This window comes from Bradyrhizobium betae, assembly GCF_008932115.1.
Classification (GTDB): Bacteria; Pseudomonadota; Alphaproteobacteria; order Rhizobiales; family Xanthobacteraceae; genus Bradyrhizobium; species Bradyrhizobium betae.
The window spans coordinates 3,737,226-3,755,055 of the sequence record NZ_CP044543.1; the positions used below are offsets into that span (position 1 = coordinate 3,737,226).

At 59.4% G+C, this 17,830-nt stretch carries 16 protein-coding genes and 1 pseudogene; 12 read left to right on the forward strand and 5 right to left on the reverse strand.

Annotated elements, in window-relative coordinates; all coding sequences use genetic code 11:
- Nucleotides 1-588 precede the first annotated feature (588 nt).
- The 8 genes from F8237_RS17770 to F8237_RS17800 all read left to right on the forward strand — a co-directional run bounded on the left by F8237_RS17770 (nucleotide 589) and on the right by F8237_RS17800 (nucleotide 7,247).
- The gene (locus tag F8237_RS17770; protein ID WP_151646647.1) at nucleotides 589-1,239 is read left to right on the forward strand and encodes a BON domain-containing protein; all 651 of its coding nucleotides are present in this window, start codon (nucleotides 589-591) and stop codon (nucleotides 1,237-1,239) included.
- Nucleotides 1,240-1,314: 75 nt separating this feature from the next.
- Entirely contained in the window at nucleotides 1,315-1,650 is a 336-nt protein-coding gene (locus tag F8237_RS17775) for a c-type cytochrome (RefSeq protein ID WP_151646649.1), read from the forward strand.
- 9 nt (nucleotides 1,651-1,659) lie between these two features.
- Entirely contained in the window at nucleotides 1,660-2,262 is a 603-nt protein-coding gene (locus tag F8237_RS17780) for a hypothetical protein (RefSeq protein WP_151646651.1), read from the forward strand.
- A gap of 14 nt (nucleotides 2,263-2,276) precedes the next feature.
- Nucleotides 2,277-2,969: an FAD-binding oxidoreductase gene (locus F8237_RS36900; protein ID WP_244625924.1), complete on the forward strand. Its 693-nt coding sequence runs from the start codon at nucleotides 2,277-2,279 to the stop codon at nucleotides 2,967-2,969.
- 95 nt (nucleotides 2,970-3,064) lie between these two features.
- Nucleotides 3,065-3,826, forward strand: coding sequence for an FAD-linked oxidase C-terminal domain-containing protein (locus tag F8237_RS36650; RefSeq protein WP_244626147.1), 762 nt, complete (start codon nucleotides 3,065-3,067; stop codon nucleotides 3,824-3,826).
- A 142-nt stretch (nucleotides 3,827-3,968) separates the two neighbouring features.
- Entirely contained in the window at nucleotides 3,969-4,541 is a 573-nt protein-coding gene (locus F8237_RS17790; protein ID WP_151646652.1) for an NADPH-dependent FMN reductase, read from the forward strand.
- A 48-nt stretch (nucleotides 4,542-4,589) separates the two neighbouring features.
- Nucleotides 4,590-5,726, forward strand: coding sequence for an NAD(P)-dependent alcohol dehydrogenase (locus tag F8237_RS17795; RefSeq protein WP_151646654.1), 1,137 nt, complete (start codon nucleotides 4,590-4,592; stop codon nucleotides 5,724-5,726).
- Between the two features lie 24 nt (nucleotides 5,727-5,750).
- Entirely contained in the window at nucleotides 5,751-7,247 is a 1,497-nt protein-coding gene (locus tag F8237_RS17800; RefSeq protein WP_244625925.1) for an aldehyde dehydrogenase family protein, read from the forward strand.
- A 411-nt stretch (nucleotides 7,248-7,658) separates the two neighbouring features.
- Here the strand turns inward: F8237_RS17800 and F8237_RS17805 are convergent, their stop codons facing one another.
- Nucleotides 7,659-8,576, reverse strand: a complete 918-nt coding sequence (locus tag F8237_RS17805; RefSeq protein ID WP_151646656.1) for a pirin family protein — start codon at nucleotides 8,574-8,576, stop codon at nucleotides 7,659-7,661.
- Nucleotides 8,577-8,640: 64 nt separating this feature from the next.
- Nucleotides 8,641-10,293, reverse strand: a complete 1,653-nt coding sequence (locus F8237_RS17810; RefSeq protein WP_151646658.1) for an MFS transporter — start codon at nucleotides 10,291-10,293, stop codon at nucleotides 8,641-8,643.
- Between the two features lie 189 nt (nucleotides 10,294-10,482).
- Between F8237_RS17810 and F8237_RS37460 the strand changes: the two are divergent.
- A pseudogene (locus F8237_RS37460) lies at nucleotides 10,483-10,703 on the forward strand (site-specific integrase); the annotation flags it as partial.
- Nucleotides 10,704-10,808: 105 nt separating this feature from the next.
- On the opposite strand, the gene F8237_RS17820 reads toward F8237_RS37460, so the two are convergent.
- The 3 genes from F8237_RS17820 to F8237_RS36365 form a co-directional block, all read right to left on the reverse strand.
- Nucleotides 10,809-11,285 carry a CYTH domain-containing protein gene (locus tag F8237_RS17820; RefSeq protein WP_151646660.1) on the reverse strand — a complete coding sequence of 159 codons (477 nt, stop codon included), beginning with the start codon at nucleotides 11,283-11,285 and terminating at the stop codon, nucleotides 10,809-10,811.
- 263 nt (nucleotides 11,286-11,548) lie between these two features.
- Nucleotides 11,549-13,171, reverse strand: a complete 1,623-nt coding sequence (locus tag F8237_RS17825) for a pyrroloquinoline quinone-dependent dehydrogenase (protein ID WP_162006103.1) — start codon at nucleotides 13,169-13,171, stop codon at nucleotides 11,549-11,551.
- A gap of 599 nt (nucleotides 13,172-13,770) precedes the next feature.
- Nucleotides 13,771-14,049, reverse strand: coding sequence for an Asp23/Gls24 family envelope stress response protein (locus tag F8237_RS36365; protein WP_151646664.1), 279 nt, complete (start codon nucleotides 14,047-14,049; stop codon nucleotides 13,771-13,773).
- Between the two features lie 1,058 nt (nucleotides 14,050-15,107).
- Here F8237_RS36365 and F8237_RS17835 point away from each other — a divergent pair.
- Genes F8237_RS17835 through F8237_RS17845 form a run of 3 tightly spaced genes read left to right on the forward strand, consistent with a single transcriptional unit; the run spans nucleotide 15,108 to nucleotide 17,797 of the window.
- Complete coding sequence (locus tag F8237_RS17835; protein WP_151646666.1) at nucleotides 15,108-15,800, forward strand: CDGSH iron-sulfur domain-containing protein; 693 nt, start codon at nucleotides 15,108-15,110, stop codon at nucleotides 15,798-15,800.
- Nucleotides 15,801-15,814: 14 nt separating this feature from the next.
- On the forward strand, nucleotides 15,815-17,083 hold the full coding sequence (locus F8237_RS17840; protein ID WP_151646668.1) for a M20 family metallopeptidase: 1,269 nt from the start codon (nucleotides 15,815-15,817) through the stop codon (nucleotides 17,081-17,083).
- A 48-nt stretch (nucleotides 17,084-17,131) separates the two neighbouring features.
- Nucleotides 17,132-17,797: a trimeric intracellular cation channel family protein gene (locus tag F8237_RS17845; protein ID WP_151646670.1), complete on the forward strand. Its 666-nt coding sequence runs from the start codon at nucleotides 17,132-17,134 to the stop codon at nucleotides 17,795-17,797.
- Nucleotides 17,798-17,830: the final 33 nt, after the last annotated feature.

Genomic DNA, 17,830 nt, shown 5'->3' on the forward strand with positions numbered 1-17,830 from the left:
CCGAGCCGCACTCAACCGGAGTTGGCGTACATTCGATCTCTTCCATCAGGGCGACGAGCACTCTGATCTCCGAACATAGGAAGCTCGGAGCGAGTCCCTAATTGAGGCGGCGAAGCTGCTTGATGATCTCGCGCAGATCGTTCGCATACCCCTCGATGACCCGGCGCGACTCGTCAACGCGAGATTGTTGCGGCTTTCGCGCATCCTCGCTGGGGCGTTCGTCCTGTGCACTCTTAGCACTCATAGGACTAATGCTCGGCCAAGAACCGGCGTGTCCCTTGAGGTAAATCAAGGAAATCGGCCCCTTTCGACACCAGCGGGGAACGGGGCGTTTGGCGTCCTAGGTGTGAATAGGCGTCCAACATTGACCCCTCCATGTCGAGATTAATCAACTACTTAGGACGCCGATCGGCGTTCGGACCCCATGCCGAACAACAGATACAGGGCCAACCTACCGGCCGTTTCGGTTGACGCTTCACTTTCCCATGACGAACGACAGGTTCATTGCCCTATTATATCTGTCGACTCCTTCCATCAAACGGCGCAGATTTTCTTTTGGAGGAGGGCGCCTTGCAAGAGGAGACGATCATGAAGACTGATCTGGAACTTCGCCAGGACGTCGAGAGACAACTCGCATGGAATCCGAAAGTCGATGCCACCAAGATCGCGGTGACTGCCAAGAATGGCGTGGTGACGCTCACGGGGGAGGTACGAAACTTTCTCGATAAGTGGGAAGCGGAGAAGGTTGTTAAAGGCGTTCTTGGCGTCACCGGTATCGCAGAAGATCTGAAGGTGAACTTGATCGGCGCAAAGCCGAGCGACACCGATCTGACTGAGAGGGTGGTCAACTCCCTCAGGTGGAACGTTTCCGTGCCGTCGGAAAAGGTCAAGCCGATGGTTCGCGACGGCTGGGTCACGCTTGAGGGTAAAGTGCAATGGTACTACCAGAAGACGGCGGCCGAAACCGCCGTTCGGCATTTGCACGGTGTGAAAGGTGTGACCAATTCCATCACCATCGACAACCCTGCTGAACCGCAGGACATCAGCAACAGGATCACCGAGGCGCTCACACGCAATGCCCGTCTCGATGCGCACCAGATCACGGTGCAAGCGCGTGGTCATACTGCGATCCTGAACGGGTCGGTCCGGTCCGTAGCGGAGCGCGACGAGGCCGAGATGGCCGCGTGGTCGGCACCGGGCGTGAACTCGGTCGAGGACCATATCTCGATCCACTATTGAGATCGAGAGGAGGCTGGCGCGGTGGGCACACCAGCCTCTATTGAAGATTGCCCTCGTGGGAAGTGGAGCGCCGAGATGGCTGCACTCACGCTCTTGGCAGGTCTCAAGCAGATCGGTGCTGCCAGCGTAGTGGTGGTGCTTTCCGTTGCGACGGGATCGTCGCCGGCATTCCCCGCGGGCGACGGCGTTTGGCGAGGCGGCGCTGATATTTACAGCAAGATTTGCACGTATTGTCATGATGTTGGTGTCGGGCCCGTCATCAAGGGGCGCCAGTTGCCGCCCGAGACTATTACGCAGGTCGTTCGTCGGGGTCTGATCGAAATGCCAGCGTTTCCGGTGTCTTTCATCGACGACAAATCCCTGCAGGATCTCGCCAAGTATATTTCCCAAAGTGCGGCGCCACGAAAATAGGAGGCTGAGATGGAGCTTGATCGTCGCCTCATATTGAATGGCATCGTAGCCACCGGCTTAGTCGGCTTACCAGCGAGCACATCGTTGGCGTCCCGAGCCTTGGCGTCTGATGATGGGGAAGCGGGGCTTCCGACGCAGCGCGCCATCGCGCTGGTTAATGATGCAGCCGAACAATCCACCTTCCTTCAAGGCATCGCCGCGACCCCGCAGGGCACGACTGTAGAAATCATTCGTGCCGATTTCAGCGTGGATTTCGTGCAGAAGCTGAATCGGCTGCTGCGTTCCCGCCCACCCGTCCACATCATCGGTCTGGTCGATGACGGCACCGGCGCGTTCGTCGTTCAGATGGCCAGGGCCACAGGAGCGCGTTTGCCGTGGCTCGCTCAGCATGCCGCGCGAGGCGGGAAACCAAGCCACTACGTCATGAACGCGGGGTCGCCCGACCTTGCCTCTCAAAGCTCTTTCGCTGACGCCCAATCGTGGCCGGCAGCGTTGGGATCGATGCTTGCCTTGTTTGGCGGCGGGCACGCCACGGCAGCCCTCTCAGGTGTACCGAGAACAGGAAGCCCACCTCTCACGGGGACTTTCGTTTCGTTCCTGATCGAGCCCTGAAGGAGTTCACGAAGATGGCAGAGCAGAACAGCGCCGTCCTTCCCCGCGGCGTGCCGCAACAGGCGTTTCAACAGGCGGTCGACAAGTTCCGAGCGTTGTTGGGGGAGGATAGCGTCCTGCTGAGGAACGAACAGCTGGTCTCCTACAGGAAAATCATGATGCCGAAACCGGAGGAGGAGTTTGCGCCGTCCGCGGCGTTGACCGCCACCACGGTCGAACAAATCCAAGGCATCGTGGCCATCTGCAACGAGTATAAGATTCCGATCTGGACGGTCTCGACGGGTCACAATTTCGGCTACGGTACAGCGGCACCGCACGACAGGGGACAAGTCATTCTCGACCTGAAGCGGATGAACAAGATCATCGAGGTCGATCCGGTGATGTGTACCGCACTGATCGAACCGGGCGTGACCTATCAGCAGCTCGTCGATTACATCGGGGAAAGGGCTATAAGCTATGGGTCGATCCGCCGGCGCCATCTGCGATCGTCGGACCCGTCGGCAACACGCTTGATCGGGGCGTCGGCTACACGCCCTACTCGGAGCATTTCCTGTTCTCCTGCGGCATGGAAGTCGTACTGGCCAACGGCGACGTACTTCGCACGGCGATGGGCGGCGTCAAGGGTGCCAATACCTGGCAGGTCTTCAAATGGGGTTACGGACCTTATCTCGAGGGCCTATTTACGCAGTCGAACTTCGGTGTCGTGACCAAGATGGGCTTGTGGCTGATGCCCGAGCCGCCCGTCTACAAGCCGTTTGCCATCAAGTACGAAAAGGACGAGGACATCGAGGCGTTGGTTGAGATGTTCCGGCCGCTCAGCATCAACGGAATCATCCCCAATGGGGTCGTGCTCGTCGGCACCCTCTACGAGGCCAGCGCCACGGTACGGCGTTCCGACTACACCACCGAGGCTGGCGCCACTCCCAAGGCAATTATCCAGCGCATTCGTGACGAGCATAAGATTGGCGCCTGGACGGCTTATGCGGCCCTGTACGGGACCAAGGAGCAGGTCGACGTCAACTGGAAGATCGTCACCGACCAGGTCAAGGCATCAGGCATCGGGGAAATCGTTACCGAAGAGCAGGCTGGTGAGGAGGTGGCGTTCAAATATCGCGCTGATCTCATGCGCGGCAACATGACCATGACCGAATTCGGCCTGTACAACTGGCGCGGCGGCGGTGGCTCGATGTGGTTCGCTCCGGTGGCCCAGGCGCGCGGCTCCGAAACCCTCAAGCAGGTCCAGCTTGCGACGGAGATCCTCAACCGATTTGGCCTCGACTATGTCGGGGAATTCATCGTTGGCCAACGCGCGATGCATCACATAATCGATGTGCTGTACGACCGGACCGATCTCGACGAGAGAAAGCGCGCCCATGATTGCTTCGCCACGTTGCTGGATGAGTTCGCGAAGCAGGGATACGCCGTGTACCGGGTCAATAACGTCTTTATGGACCGCGTGGCCGAGATCTACGGCCCGGAACAACGCAACATCAACCAGACGCTGAAACGCGCGCTGGATCCGAATGGCATCTTTGCTCCCGGCAAATCGGGAATCACTGTTTAGCACACGGAGAATTCTGAGTTTCTTCTCACTAAGTCCGTATACGCGGTCTTGAGGCTACCGGTTCAGGTGGACAGCCGTCCATGCAAATCGGATGCATAAACTGTTGCAGGCCTCAGTCGCTCTGAAACCGGGAGATTAGGCGATGACGAAGTACAAGGTCGGGTATCTGATCGGTAGCCTCGCGACCGGATCGATCAATCGCAAACTTGCGAGAGCCCTTACTCTTCTCGCCCCGGAGAGCCTCTCCTTCACGGAAATCGTTTTCAAGGACTTGCCGCTTTACAGTTATGATTACGATCCCGATTTTCCGCCCGTGGCACGAAAATTCAAGGATGCCATCAAGGCGGCCGATGCCGTGCTCTTCGTCACGCCCGAATACAACCGCTCGATCCCTGGCGGGCTGAAAAATGCAATCGATTGGGCGAGCCGCCCCTATGGCACCAATTCCTTTACGCACAAGCCCTCGGCGGTTATCGGGGCGTCTCCCGGCGCGATCGGCACCGCCGTAGCGCAGCAGAGCCTGCGAAGCGTCCTGAGCTTCTGCAATTCACCCCAGATGAATGCACCCGAGGCCTATATCCATTTCACTCCCGGTCTCATCACCGACGCCGGCGAAGTTACGGTGGAATCGACCGAACAGTTCCTGCGCCAGTACATGGTGGAGTTTCACGCCTTCATCGCCAGGGTGCTGTCGGTCTTGCCCCCGGAGGCTTAGCCGCGCGCTTGGCGAGCTTTATATGGTTCGATCAGCGGGAGTTCGCTCATGTCATCGCAGCCGGTTCCAACGAGAGAATGTCAAGCCGCTGTCGTCCGCAACAAGGGCGGCCCATTTGCGCTCGAGCAGGTCACCATAGGTCCGCTACGCCCCGACGAGATCTTGGTGCGCATCGTTGCGACCGGGATGTGCCATACCGATATGGTGGCGCGAGATCAGGTCTATCCGGTTCCGCAGCCGATCGTACTCGGCCACGAGGGCGCCGGGATCGTCGTGGTGGTCGGGCCCGGTGTCGAGAAAGTCGCGCCGGGCGATCATGTCGTTCTGACGTTTCTTTCGTGTGGTCATTGCCGGGCCTGTCTGGAGGGCGCACCGGCCAGTTGCGAGAATTTCAACGAGCTGAATTTCTCCGGCCACCGGCATGATGGCTCGCATGCGCTGTGCGATCATGAGGGGCACGAACTCCACGACCGCTTCTTCGGCCAATCATCGTTTGCCGGCTTCGCCATTTCGAATGTGCGCAATGCGGTGAAAGTCCGAACCGACGCGCCGCTGGAACTGCTCGGGCCGCTCGGTTGCGGCATCCAGACCGGCGCAGGCGCCGTCATCAATGCGCTCAAGGTGGGCGCGGGCGCGAGCTTTGCGGCGTTTGGCGGCGGCGCCGTCGGATTGAGCGCGGTCATGGCTGCGGCCGTCACCGGTGCGACGACGATCTTCGCCATCGATGTTGTGCCGTCGCGGCTCGAGCTTGCGAAAACGCTTGGCGCGACGCATGTCATCAATAGCCGGGAGCAGGACCCAGTCGAGGCGATCCGCAGGGTCACCGGAACAGGTGTCGATTTCTCGCTGGATTCCACCGGGCGCCCCGAGGTGACGCGCTCGGCGGTCGATGCGCTGCGCCCGCGCGGGCTGTGCGGCGTGATCGGCGCCTACAAGCCTGGCGCCAACCTCGCGATCGATGCCAACGATTTGATGCAGAGCTGCAAGCGTATCCGAGGCATCGTCGAAGGCGACAGCGTGCCGGACATCTTTATCCCGCATCTCGTCGATCTGTTCATGCAAGGCCGCTTTCCGTTCGATCGGCTCGTCAAATTTTACGACTTCGACGAAATCAACACTGCTGCGGCGGACAGCGAAAAGGGCGGCACGATCAAGCCGATCGTCCGCATCAACCCCAACCCGTGAACCCGAGAGAGCTGGAGGTTTGATATGCCGGCGTCGCAACCGATGGTGAACCTTCAGCCAACGCCTTATTCCAATCTAGACCGACTGGCTATTGCCGGAAAGTGGGTTCAGGGCCGCTCTGCACGGCGTAATATTGACCGCGATCCGTACACCGGCGATGCTCTCGTCGAAATCCCGCAGGCGAGCCGGGACGATGTCGACTCCGCCTATGAAGCGGCGGCAAACGCGCAGCGCGATTGGGCTGCCCAACTCCCGGACCAGCGCGCGCAAGTCATGTATCGCGCGGCGACCATCCTTGATACGCGGCACGAAGAAATCGCCTCATGGCTAATCCGGGAATCTGGCAGCACCCGGATCAAGGCCAACGTCGAGATCGCGAGCGCACGCGGGATCATCATCGAATCTGCCAGCTTTCCCGGCCGCGTCGAGGGGCGGATCCTTGCCGCCGCCACTGCCGGGCAGGAAAGCCGCGTGTACCGTGAGCCCCTGAGAGTGGTCACCGTCATCAGCCCCTGGAACTTTCCGCTTCATCTCAGCATGCGCTCGGTTGCGCCGGCGCTGGCGCTTGGAAACAGCGTCATACTGAAGCCCGCCAGCGACACGCCAGTGACGGGCGGATTGTTGCTCGCGAAGCTATTTGAGGAGGCTGGGCTTCCTCCAGGCGTCCTCAACGTCGTGATCGGGGCCGGCGGTGAGATCGGCGACTACATCGTTGAGCATCCAACGCCCCGGCTGATCTCCTTCACCGGATCGACCGCTGTTGGGCGCGGGATCGGGAGGATCGCGAGCAGCGGGACGCACATCAAGCGGGTGGCTCTCGAACTGGGCGGCAACTCGCCGCTCGTGGTGTTGGCCGACGCCGATATCGAGCAGGCGGCGCGTGCGGCGGTTGTGGGGCGCTTCCTCCATCAAGGCCAGATTTGCATGAGCACAAACCGGGTGATCGTCGATGCCGGGATCCATGACTCATTCGTCGACGCCGTGGCTGACAGGGTGCGCCGGCTCCGGGTTGGCAATCCCAACGATGCGGATACGGTGATTGGGCCGATCATCAACGAGCAGCAACTGAAAGGTCTGCTCGAGAAAATCGACCATGTGAAGCGTGATGGAGGGCGCGAGGTCATCGGCGCCAAACCAACCGGCAATCTCCTGCCGCCGCACCTTTTCACCGGGGTGGACCCCGATTGGTCAATCGCGCGCGACGAGAGTTTTGGGCCGCTTCTCCCTGTCATCAAGGCGCGGGACGAGAGCCATGCGCTCGAGCTCTCCAACGCCACAGAATATGGGCTATCGAGCGCGGTCTTCACCCGAGATTTCGAGCGCGGGGTCAGGTTCGCGCGGGGTATCATTGCGGGCATGACTCACATCAACAGCGTCACGGTGGATGATCAACCAAATGCTCCGTTCGGCGGTGAAAAGAATTCCGGGCTGGGCCGGTTCAATGGTGAGTGGGCAATGGATGAATTCACAACTGCTCACTGGATCACACTTCAGTACAAAGCTCCCTCCTATCCATTTTGACGTTTCGTAATTGCCTCTTTAAGGCGTCCCAAGGCTGGGACGACGATAAGGAGCTTAACGCGCAAATGAAGGCTGCGGCGTTGATGCATCAGGACGCCGAGTCCGAGGAGATGACCGGGATGGTATTGTTTCTCTGCTCGGAGGCTGCATCTTAGGCGACCAGTCAAGTCTATCTTGTTGACGGTGGCCAAACGGCGCGCGGTCTTTTGCCTATCGATTCCAATCTCATTTCAGCACATTTCAGCAAAGGCGTGAAAGCGGTGGGCAGACGCCTGATTGGCCGGCTCGCTCAAGGGGGGGATCGTGCCAACGGGCTACCCAGCGCAAAACTTGGTCACAGCGCCGCATCGTCCTTTCCATTGCGGTTTAGTGGAGTCGAACTCAAAAACGTTAACCCAAACCTGCGCTCGCCTACTTCTCCGGCAGCGGAATAAACTCGGTTTCGTCCGGCACCGGCTTAAACCGTCCAGTTTTCCAGTCCTCTTTCGCCTGCTCGATCCGCTCTCTGCGCGAGGAGACAAAATTCCACCAAATGTATCGCCGACCTTCCATGGCGTTGCCCCCAAGAAACATCAGACGTGCAGTCCGCGTTGCTCGTACCGTGATAGGGTCGTTCGGGCGAAAGATCAGGAGCCGGGGCCCCTCGAATGTCTCGCCTGCGATATCGATCTCGCCTTCGACCACGTAGATGTCGCGTTCTTCATGATCAGGATCGAGCGGCGCGCTCGCGCCTGGTTCGAGCATCACTTCAGCATAAAACCACTCCGAAAGCACTCCCACTGGAGATTTCTTGCCGAACGCTGATCCGGCAATGATCCTCGCGCGCGTGCCTCCCGCCTCAATGATCGGCAGGCTTGCGGCATCGAAGTGCTGAAATGACGGAGCGGTTTCTTCGTGCGCTTCGGGAAGCGCGATCCAGCTCTGAATCCCGAACATGCCCTCGTTGCCCCTGCGCGCGCTTTGTGGGGTGCGTTCGGAATGCGCAATTCCGCGTCCTGCCGTCATCAGGTTCAAGGCGCCAGGCTTGATTTCCATTATATTGCCTTCGCTATCCCGATGCATGACGCGGCCGTCGAACAAGTATGTCGCGGTGGCCAGTCCGATATGCGGATGCGGCCTCACGTCCATGCCCTGGCCAGCCATGAACTGAACCGGCCCCATTTGGTCGAAAAAGATGAAAGGACCAACCATCTGGCGCTTGCCGCTCGGCAATGCCCGGCGTACTTCAAAGCCGCCCAAGTCTCGCACGCGCGGAATAATGACCAGTTCGAGAGCATCGCAAGATCGTTTGTCGCCAGGCTCGGGATCATTCGATGGTAGCCAGCTCATGGAAGTAACTCCGTCTCTGACCTAAATAACGAGAGCAAACTCTTCACGCGTTGCCGCCTCCGGTTTATGAAAGCGTTTCATTTGTAGGTTTGCGTGGGAGCTCTGCAGCAATCAGATGCGTAACCTTTGGCTTGCAGTGAACATGACGATGCACCGTTTCCTGCAATATGCGATCGGCGTTTGTCACCCGCTTGTGCTGCCGCAGATGTTCGAGCCAGGATTCTACGAGAAAAGTTTCGAGGAAGCGGCCCTCCTCGGCGGTATCTTCGAAGATTCCCCACGCGTAGGCGCCGTCGCGACGGCGTTCATGCTCCAGTCTTTCCAGCGCGGCGAGGAACGCCTCGCGATCGTCGGGATTTATCCGGTACTCGACGGTGACGAGCACCGGACCCCGGTCATCTTCGACGTGCCGCGCGACGATAGGCATCGGCCAGTGCATGGATGGCGTGAGGTCGGGCCCGCGACCGGTGCGAAGCTTCCAACGCCACGTAGCCGGAATTGCGACGATGGCGCCGCCCGCCGCGATGAAATGAGCCAGGGGAAGTCCTACCATGCCGGCAACCTGCCCCCAGAGCACGCTTCCGATCGTCAACGTTCCAAAAAATACCGTGACATACATGGCAAGGCCGCGTCCGCGCACCCAATCAGGCAAGGCATACTGAGCCGAGATATTGAGGCTCGCCAGCACGGCGATCCACGAGACGCCTGCGATAAGACTTGCCGACAAGGCCAGGATCGGCTCCCGCGCGAACCCGAAAAACACGAGAGTCACAGCCGTCCCGACTTCCCCGGCAGCAACGAGCGCGTTGGCTCCGATTTTTGCTTTCAGCCATGGCAGTACAAAAGCACCGCCCACCGCACCGACGCCGATTGCACCTAGCAAGGCACCATAAAGTTCTGGTCCACCTACGAGCTGATTGCGGGCAAGCAGTGGAAGCAACGCCCAATACGCACTGGCAAACAGAAAGAACCCAACGGCTGGCGCCAACGTCGCGCGCAGAGACCGATTGTGACGCACGTAACGAAAACCCGTGCGAATAGCGCTGGTGAATCGTTCGGCTGGCATATTGTCCATATGCTTTTGCGGCGAGCGCCACCACAGCAGTACGCCGATAACTCCGAGATTGCTGATGGCGTTGAGCCAAAACGGCGCGGCGATGCCAAATCCAATAATGATCACGCCGCCGATCGCTGGACCGATCGCGCGGCTGATATTGATGCCGACACTGTTAGCCGCGATTGCGGGAGCCAGGTCCTGCTTGGACACTAGTTGCGGCACGATGGATTGCCAGGCTGGAGCCTCCAACGCCCCGAATAAGCTGATCAGAAATGTGAATAGCAACAGCGTAGCCGGACTCACGAGATCGGCCGAGACCAGTGCGGCGAAGATTGCGGAGACTACAGTGATCAAAATCTCGAGGACGATGATAAAGCGGCGCCTGTCGATGATGTCCGCCAGCGCCCCGGCCGGCACCGCCAACAGGAACATCGGGAGGGCGTTTGCAGCCTGGACCAGCGATACCATCAGGGGACTGGCGTCCAGATTCGTCATCAGCCAGCTAGAGGCAGCGCTGTACATCCAGCCGCCGACGTTGGAGACGACGGCCGCGACCCATAGCATGGCAAAGACACGATGCTGAAATGGCGCCCATGGCGATGCCTTGACGTTTGTCGACGCCCCCTGTTGTCCCGATAGCCTCTTATCCGCCGATGCCATGCAGGCTTTTCCCGATTAAACGTATAGCAGAATCTCCGAACGAAATTTCAACCGAGGCGCTGGGGCACGGCAAATTGTCTGGGCAGTGTTATATTGGTATCTCCTGCGGCTTCGACGATCCACGTCTTACGGGCCCAGTGAAAGTTGCTTGATTTAGATTAAGCGGTTGCCGGTGACCCCAATACCATAACGCGCCAATATGCTCGGCTCGTGTCTGAGTGGATCGGAAGTGTCGCGCTGGACCCGAGGCTATTTGGGACGCATTCACTGCAACGGACAAAAGCCACCTTGATCCATCGGCAGACTGGCAAGCTCAGGGCCGTCCAATTGTTGCTCGGGCATACCAAGATCGAAGCACTGTCCGATATCTCGACATAGAGGTCGATGACGCCCTCACAATAGCAGAGCGGACATGCGCTGCCCGCCTCCAACCGCCGTTTGTCACATCAGCGGACCCGCTCCACATTGATCGACCATTTGGCGGATGCCTTCGCCAATCTGATAGAATTGTGGTCCTACCAAAATCGCTCTCCGCGCTTCGCAGCCTTCTCCATGTTGAATTTGCTGTACCGTAAATCGCCCGTTATTTCCCTTCCAACCCAACCCGGCAATTCCAGCACGCGGTCCTCTCGATCCAATTCGACTTCGGCTATTACGACGCCGTTTAGAATGCCGTCATAAACGTCAATTTCCCAAGTCAGCCCTGCATACGGAACGTAATTTCGAACTTTCTCTATGACCCTATCATCGCACATTGTGCGCAAGATTTCTTCTGCATCGGAAGTGGGTATCGCATATTCGAACTCGGAGCGACCTACGCCCTCGCGCGCACCCTTGAGTGCAATTGTCGCTTGATCTTTTATAACTCGCACGCGCGCTTTACGACCATTGGTAAACGCGACGAGACCATCGCGTATTCGAGCGCATTTGACGACGGATGACTTCCATCCATCATGCGCTAGTAGAAATTTTCTTTCAATTTCTTGCGGCATGGTGTCTGTCCTGAGCCTTGCTGCCCCGGTAGGCGGATCACGGCTAATGGTGCCGCGATGTCGCCTACGGGGTCATTCTCGACCGTATTAGGTTATCCTCGGCATGTCAGGTGTGGCCCCGATAGCCGCCGGAGAGTGGCCACTCCGGTTCGGCAGCTACTGTCTTCCGCTCCTCACTACTGAAGTAGGTTCTCCGCGCGTAAGGGCTCTATGCCGTAACCATCGGCGCCGTGAAATTTGAGAGCCGGAAACCTCGCAGTAGTTTAGTGCAGCCCCAATAGTACAATTTTGCCGGTTACTTTGGCCGTAGGCCAAATCGGCGAAGTCATTCCGGCCGCGACGGCGATCTTCTGTCCAGCTCCGGTGTCATAGGTAATGACGCCGCCGGCAATGGCTCCTCCGAGGTTCTGGGACCAGAGCACCTTTCCCTGAGCGGCATCGAACACGTAGAAGTTTCCTCCCATGTCCCCCGCCAAGACAATGCGACCAGAGGTCGGCGTGACGCCGCTCATGATCGGATACGGAGACTTAAATTGCCACTTTTTTGTTCCAGTAGCTGCATCGGTTGCTATCAGCCAGCCGGCCCAATCCGATGTGTTATCCATCACGCCGAAGCCGTCTTTCGACCCGCTCCACGGCTGGGCTAGAGGCACGCTCCGGACCAAAGTCAGCGGGTCGGTGTGAATGGTGGTGCACCAATCGACTTCACCGGTGAGGATCAGGTCGGTAGTCGGATCGTAGGCGGGGCCATTCCATTCGGCACCACCTTGGCTACCCGGACAGAAACGTGTGCCGCTTGTCGTCAACGGAGCCTTGGCATTGGCGACCGTCGTAACCGGCCGCCGGTACAGGAGCCTGTCGGTCGCGATATCGAACGCGTATAGATGACCATCTTTAGGTGCAACCGCCATTAAATGCTTGCCGGATTTTGTAGTAAATAGGGCTGGCGCTGTCGAGGCATCCCAATCGTGGAAATCGTGCTTCACGATTTGGAAGTGGCGCTTGTACGTACCAGTCTTTGCATCGAGCACCACGATTGACGACGTCAACAGATTGGCGCCCTCCCTCTCTTCTCCGACAAAATCGGGTGCGGGGTTCCCCCCCGGAACATAGAGCAGTCCCTTGGTCGGATCGAGCGTGTACGACGTCCATACACCGCCCCCGGTGATTGGAGATCCCGATGCGTTTTTCCATGATGCGCGCATGTCCACCGGAGCGCCCTTCGCCTCAGGCCCGCGCAGGGTATCTTCCGGGCCACGTGGCACGAGATAAAACTCCCATACAATCTTCCCAGTGGCCGCATCGAGCGCGTAGATGCGCCCCTTTACACCCTTGTTGTCGCCGCCAGCGTTACCGATGAACACAAGGCCGTTCCAGGCGATCGGAGATGCCGGAATACTCTCGCCCTTTGCCGCATCGGCAATGGGGGTGGTCCACAAAATCTTTCCTGACTTGGCATCGAACGCCCGCACTTGTCCGTCGTTGAACCCGCGGAACACATGGCCATCCAGAACGGCGACGCCGCGGTTTACTTGGAGCATGCTGTGCGGAATCTCTTGGTGATCGCGCCACTTTTCTTGGCAGGTGTTGGGATCGATGGAAAATGTATCTTGCTCGGTACTCGCGAACAGAGCGCCGTCGACTTGTAAGAGACCAGTCTGAAAGCCCGTCATCTGCTTTGTGTCATAAGTGCAGAGGACCTTGAGCGACTGAGCATTCGTCGTGTCAATTTGATTTAGCGGAACGAATCGCTCCGACGTTAGCGTTCGGTTGTAACTTGGCCAGTCCACTTGAGCCGCTTGGGCATTCGACATCTCAGAGGCCAAGCCGGGTACAAGCATGAGCGCGATTCCGGCGCCGCGCACGTCTCTGATGCTTAATGCCATGGTATCCTCCTCTCGAGAATTAATGACCCGCATGTCACCCTTCTTGACGTCCGCTCCTTCGGTAAACAGACGCTCGTTCAGGAAGGCAGTAACGCGGGGCACAAGATCCACGCGCTGTATGGACTGGATGCGACTGTTGATCTCTGTGGTTTCCGCCGTCGGGGCGGGAGTCTGCCGCGACCACTCCAACGGCCGGCGGCCCCGCGGGATCAACTTGCGCAACTGCATTGACCGCAAATAGATCTGTTACCGCGAAAATCGTAACCGATAGCGAAGAACAAGCGCGCATGCATTCCCTCCTTGTCAACAAAGCAGACGAGGGCGGGCCTTGCGATCTAACCACGGAGTGTGCCGCAGCATCAATGAGCAGCGTGATCGGCCCCTCGATGCCCTTTAGCGCCTTGGGCGATCAAGCGCTGCCGCCCTGGCCTTCGTCTACGCAATGTTCCAGCCACATTGCACAAAGGGTCAATACACTTGACCTTCGGAGTGACATAGGAGTTGCGATTGAGGTATCGCCTTGATGAAGGCAACGAAGAGGTTGCAACGTTCCGGGGCGATTTTCGATCTCCCGCTTGTAGAGCAACCACTAGCCCTGCTTATCCATCTTCGTTCTCATCCGACGCAATATCTTTTTCGGGTACGTTGATTTTCGCTTGCGGCAAGTCATCATAGCCCCGCCGGCTACTATAGAATACGAGCGCCATAAGCCCACATCCAACCAGTAACGAAAAGAATACGCCAAGCCCCATCGCCATATAGCCGTGCGTGGAAATCTCAACATCGGAAGCGGCCGTCCAACCTTGATAGGCCAGCCAGCACGTCGCGGCCAAAATAGCCAACAAAATGGTGATGAGTGCAGCGGCTCCTTTCGTCATGACGTCCCTCCCTGACAGTGGCATGGATTCCGATAGCTTCAAGGATCTTATGTCATTTGCGCGTTCTTCGGCTATCAGGTGGGCGACCGCCGGTTTGGCACGCAGGAAACGGTGCGCTGCTCCTCAATCTACGATCCGCTTTCGTTCACAAGCCTATATCCATCGTGTATTGGGTGTCTGCGTCTACTTGATCGTGCGGATGTCAAATTCGGTGCTTCTTTTCGACGCGGCAGGTCTCGCGCTCTTCGCCGCTGCGGGCGCCGGAGGGGCTCAAGGCGCCGGTCACCATCGATTAGATCCTGGAGGCGCTTTGCGCGTTGGATGAAGGACCCCGGAATCCTCCGGGCTGAAAGCCCCGCGGCCGGTCGAACGAGCCGCGGCCTAGGAGACGGACGATGCAGACCATGGACCTATCGCAGGAGACCCCAAAAGCTTTGGTGATCCACAACACGCTGGCGACGAGCGATTACGGGCTCCTCGACCAGAAGACGTTCGAGCCCAGGCCCAATTACTGGGGCGCGCTGTTGTGGCGCAGGCTGATGGGAACGACGGTTCTGGATTCCGGCGTCGAGATCGCGGAGGAGCGGCATGTCTATGCCCATTGCCTGAGGGGCTCGTCCGGAGGCGTGACGCTCCTTGTCATCAATAACTCGCGGACCGAGACAGCGATCGAGGTGCCGCTGCGAAAGCAGGCGCTACACGTTGTCGGCTGTGCCGCTCCAGAACGGCGACGTCGAATTGAACGGGGCGGCGCTCAAGGTCGACGGCGGCGGCAATCTTCCGCCGATCGAGGGAGCGGCGACCGCTGCGGGATCCGTATCGTTTGCGCCAGGCACGATCACGTTTCTGACGGTCGAGCGGTCCGGAAATTCCGCTTGCGGAGGTTCGTAAACAGGCGTTGGATGATTTCGGGGACATCCGTAGGTCGGGCAGGCGCCGATTTCGTACCTCGGCCGACTGTAGATGGTACGGGGAATCGCTTCGCCAAGGTTAGCGATAGGGGTCGGATACGGGCTGGCTGCCTGAAGAACACGTCCACGGCATCGGAGGGCTGACCCATGACTTCCGAGAAGAGCAATGTTCGCGTCACTGTTTCCGAAAACGGTCCCTACATGGTCACGGGCGACATCCCTCTCGCCAAACAGACCATCACGACGAGTGCCGAGGGTGGGTCCGAGGCGTGGCAGGAAGGCTCGGCCGTCGCGCATCGAGAAACTTATGCGCTGTGCCGCTGCGGTGCGTCGCGCACCAAGCCGTTCTGCGACGGTTCACATCTCAAGATCGGTTTCGTCGGTACCGAGACGGCGAGTCGAGACACTTATCTCGATCAGGCGAAGCTGCTGGACGGCCCGATCCTTCAGCTCACAGACGCAGAAAGCCTCTGCGCGTTCGGGCGTTTCTGCGACCCGAATGGCAATGTTTGGAGTCAGGTCTCGCAGACCGACGATCGCGCAGTCCGGACCATGTTTATCCGGCAGGTGAACGAATGCCCCTCGGGGCGTCTGGTGGCCTGGGACAAAGCCTCCGGTAAACCCGTCGAACACGCGTTGCCGGTATCGATCGGCCTGATCGAGGACCCCGAGCAGCAGTGCAGCGGACCTCTGTGGCTGCGAGGTGGTATACCGGTCGTCGCTGCGGATGGGTTCGAATATGAGGTTCGCAATCGCGTCACTCTCTGCCGCTGCGGAGAATCGAAGAACAAGCCGTTCTGCGATGGGACGCACGCAGCAATCAAATTCTCGGATTCCTAACAGTGGAGTAGGCCATGGTTTCGAATCAGGCAAGTTCTCCCGATTCAGCATTGCGCGATCTCGAAAGACTCCTCCCAGACTTGGAAGCCCTTTACAAGGACGTGCACTCGCATCCCGAGTTGTCGATGCAGGAGACGCGCACGGCGGGACTGGCGGCGGATCGTCTTCGTGCGGCCGGCTACGAAGTCACGACAGGTGTCGGAAAAACTGGCGTGGTCGGCCTGCTACGGAACGGCGAGGGGCCGACCGTCATGCTGCGCGCCGACATGGACGCATTGCCCGTCGCCGAGGCGACGGGACTTTCCTATGCCAGCAAGATCACCGCGAGGGATCGTGACGGCAACACCGTCCCGGTCGGTCATATGTGCGGGCACGACATGCACGTGACCTGGCTCGTCGGCGCCACCAAATTGCTCGCCGAGGCCCGGACGACCTGGCGCGGGACCATAATGGCGGTCTTCCAGCCCGGCGAGGAGACGGCGGAAGGTGCCCAGGCCATGATCGACGACGGGTTGTTCAAGCGCTTCCCGAAACCGGATGTGGTCCTCGGCCAGCATGTCATGGTGGGGCCATCAGGCACCGTTGCAGGACGACCAGGCGCGATCACCTCGGCGGCGGACAGCTTGCAGATTCGCTTGTTCGGTCGTGGCGCGCACGGGTCCATGCCGCAGGCGAGCATCGATCCGGTGGTGATGGCGGCCGCGACGGTACTGAGGCTGCAAACCATCGTGTCGCGCGAGGTGGCCGCCGCGGAGGCAGCGGTCGTGACCGTCGGCGTGCTGCAGGCGGGGACGAAAGAAAACGTCATTCCGGACGAGGCCATCATCAAACTGAATGTGCGGACCTTCGACGTCGGCGTCCGGACGCGCGTACTGGCTGCGATCGAGCGGATCGTCAATGCCGAGGCGGCGGCCTCCGGAGCGCCTCGCAAACCGGAGATCACCTCGCTGGATCACTACCCTCTCAACGTGAACGACCGGGAGGCCAGCAAGCGTGTCGTCGAAGCGTTCCGAGGGCATTTCGGCGCCGAGCGCGTCAGGGAAACCGGGCCTGCCTCTGCGAGCGAAGACTTCGGATCGTTCGGGACCGAATGGCACGTACCCTCGGTTTTCTGGTTCGTCGGCGGCACCGATCCGGAAACTTACGCTAATGCGAAGGCGGCAAACAAGCTCACCGAGCTTCCGGTGAACCACAGCCCGAAATTCGCACCGGTTCTTCACCCCACCTTGCAAACCGGCGTGGAAACGCTGGTCGTCGCGACCCGCGCCTGGTTGCCGGCATGAGTATGATGACCGATCTCGCGGCGATCGCCTGATGCCGGAAAGGGTATCATGGATAGGCTTCCACTTGCGCTCGATCTGACGGGCACCTTCGTCTTCGCGCTCAGCGGCGCATTGGCCGGGGTCAAGCGAGAACTGGACTTGTTCGGCGTGCTGGTGCTGTCGTTCGCGGCGGCGAATTCGGGCGGCATTACCCGAGACCTGCTGATCGGTGTCGTTCCGCCCGGCGCGGTTGCCGACTGGCGCTATCTCGGCGTCTCGCTCTTCGCCGGCATTATCACTTTTTACTTCTCGTCCTTGATCGTGCGGATGTCGAACTCGGTCCTTCTTTTCGATGCGGCAGGTCTCGCGCTCTTCGCCGTCACCGGTGCATCGAAAGCGCTGGCCTACGGATTGAACCCGCTCATGGCGATAGTGCTCGGCATGGTCACCGGGATCGGCGGCGGGATGGTACGCGATGTCCTGCTCGCGGAAATTCCGACGGTACTCCGTGCTGAACTCTATGCCGTCGCGGCACTGGCGGCTGCGGCCATCGTGGTGGTCGGGCACATGCTGCAGTTGCCAGCGGCGCCGGTGACGGTGGTGGCGCTGATGTCATGCTTCTCGCTGCGCGTCATGGCGATGAAGCGCGGCTGGCGGCTTCCGGTTGCGAAGGTCGGGGATCGATACGATCCGAGCGCCGAAAAGATCAATTCCAAAGGCCCCGAGAAATCCTAGCGCCGGATGCATTCTGTGGAATGATGGCGGACG

What these genes read in the sequence shown, in the direction of transcription:
- F8237_RS17805 (WP_151646656.1), bottom strand. Translation starts at nt 8,576, where the DNA reads ATGAGCTGGCTACCATCGAATGATCCCGAGCCTGGCGACAAACGATCT.
- F8237_RS17845 (WP_151646670.1), top strand. Translation starts at nt 17,132, where the DNA reads ATGGATAGGCTTCCACTTGCGCTCGATCTGACGGGCACCTTCGTCTTC.
- F8237_RS36900 (WP_244625924.1), top strand. Translation starts at nt 2,277, where the DNA reads ATGGCAGAGCAGAACAGCGCCGTCCTTCCCCGCGGCGTGCCGCAACAG.
- F8237_RS17835 (WP_151646666.1), top strand. Translation starts at nt 15,108, where the DNA reads ATGACTTCCGAGAAGAGCAATGTTCGCGTCACTGTTTCCGAAAACGGT.
- F8237_RS36365 (WP_151646664.1), bottom strand. Translation starts at nt 14,049, where the DNA reads ATGACGAAAGGAGCCGCTGCACTCATCACCATTTTGTTGGCTATTTTG.
- F8237_RS17775 (WP_151646649.1), top strand. Translation starts at nt 1,315, where the DNA reads ATGGCTGCACTCACGCTCTTGGCAGGTCTCAAGCAGATCGGTGCTGCC.
- F8237_RS17800 (WP_244625925.1), top strand. Translation starts at nt 5,751, where the DNA reads ATGCCGGCGTCGCAACCGATGGTGAACCTTCAGCCAACGCCTTATTCC.
- F8237_RS36650 (WP_244626147.1), top strand. Translation starts at nt 3,065, where the DNA reads ATGTTCCGGCCGCTCAGCATCAACGGAATCATCCCCAATGGGGTCGTG.
- F8237_RS17825 (WP_162006103.1), bottom strand. Translation starts at nt 13,171, where the DNA reads ATGGCATTAAGCATCAGAGACGTGCGCGGCGCCGGAATCGCGCTCATG.
- F8237_RS17795 (WP_151646654.1), top strand. Translation starts at nt 4,590, where the DNA reads ATGTCATCGCAGCCGGTTCCAACGAGAGAATGTCAAGCCGCTGTCGTC.
- F8237_RS17780 (WP_151646651.1), top strand. Translation starts at nt 1,660, where the DNA reads ATGGAGCTTGATCGTCGCCTCATATTGAATGGCATCGTAGCCACCGGC.
- F8237_RS17770 (WP_151646647.1), top strand. Translation starts at nt 589, where the DNA reads ATGAAGACTGATCTGGAACTTCGCCAGGACGTCGAGAGACAACTCGCA.
- F8237_RS17840 (WP_151646668.1), top strand. Translation starts at nt 15,815, where the DNA reads ATGGTTTCGAATCAGGCAAGTTCTCCCGATTCAGCATTGCGCGATCTC.
- F8237_RS17810 (WP_151646658.1), bottom strand. Translation starts at nt 10,293, where the DNA reads ATGGCATCGGCGGATAAGAGGCTATCGGGACAACAGGGGGCGTCGACA.
- F8237_RS17820 (WP_151646660.1), bottom strand. Translation starts at nt 11,285, where the DNA reads ATGCCGCAAGAAATTGAAAGAAAATTTCTACTAGCGCATGATGGATGG.
- F8237_RS17790 (WP_151646652.1), top strand. Translation starts at nt 3,969, where the DNA reads ATGACGAAGTACAAGGTCGGGTATCTGATCGGTAGCCTCGCGACCGGA.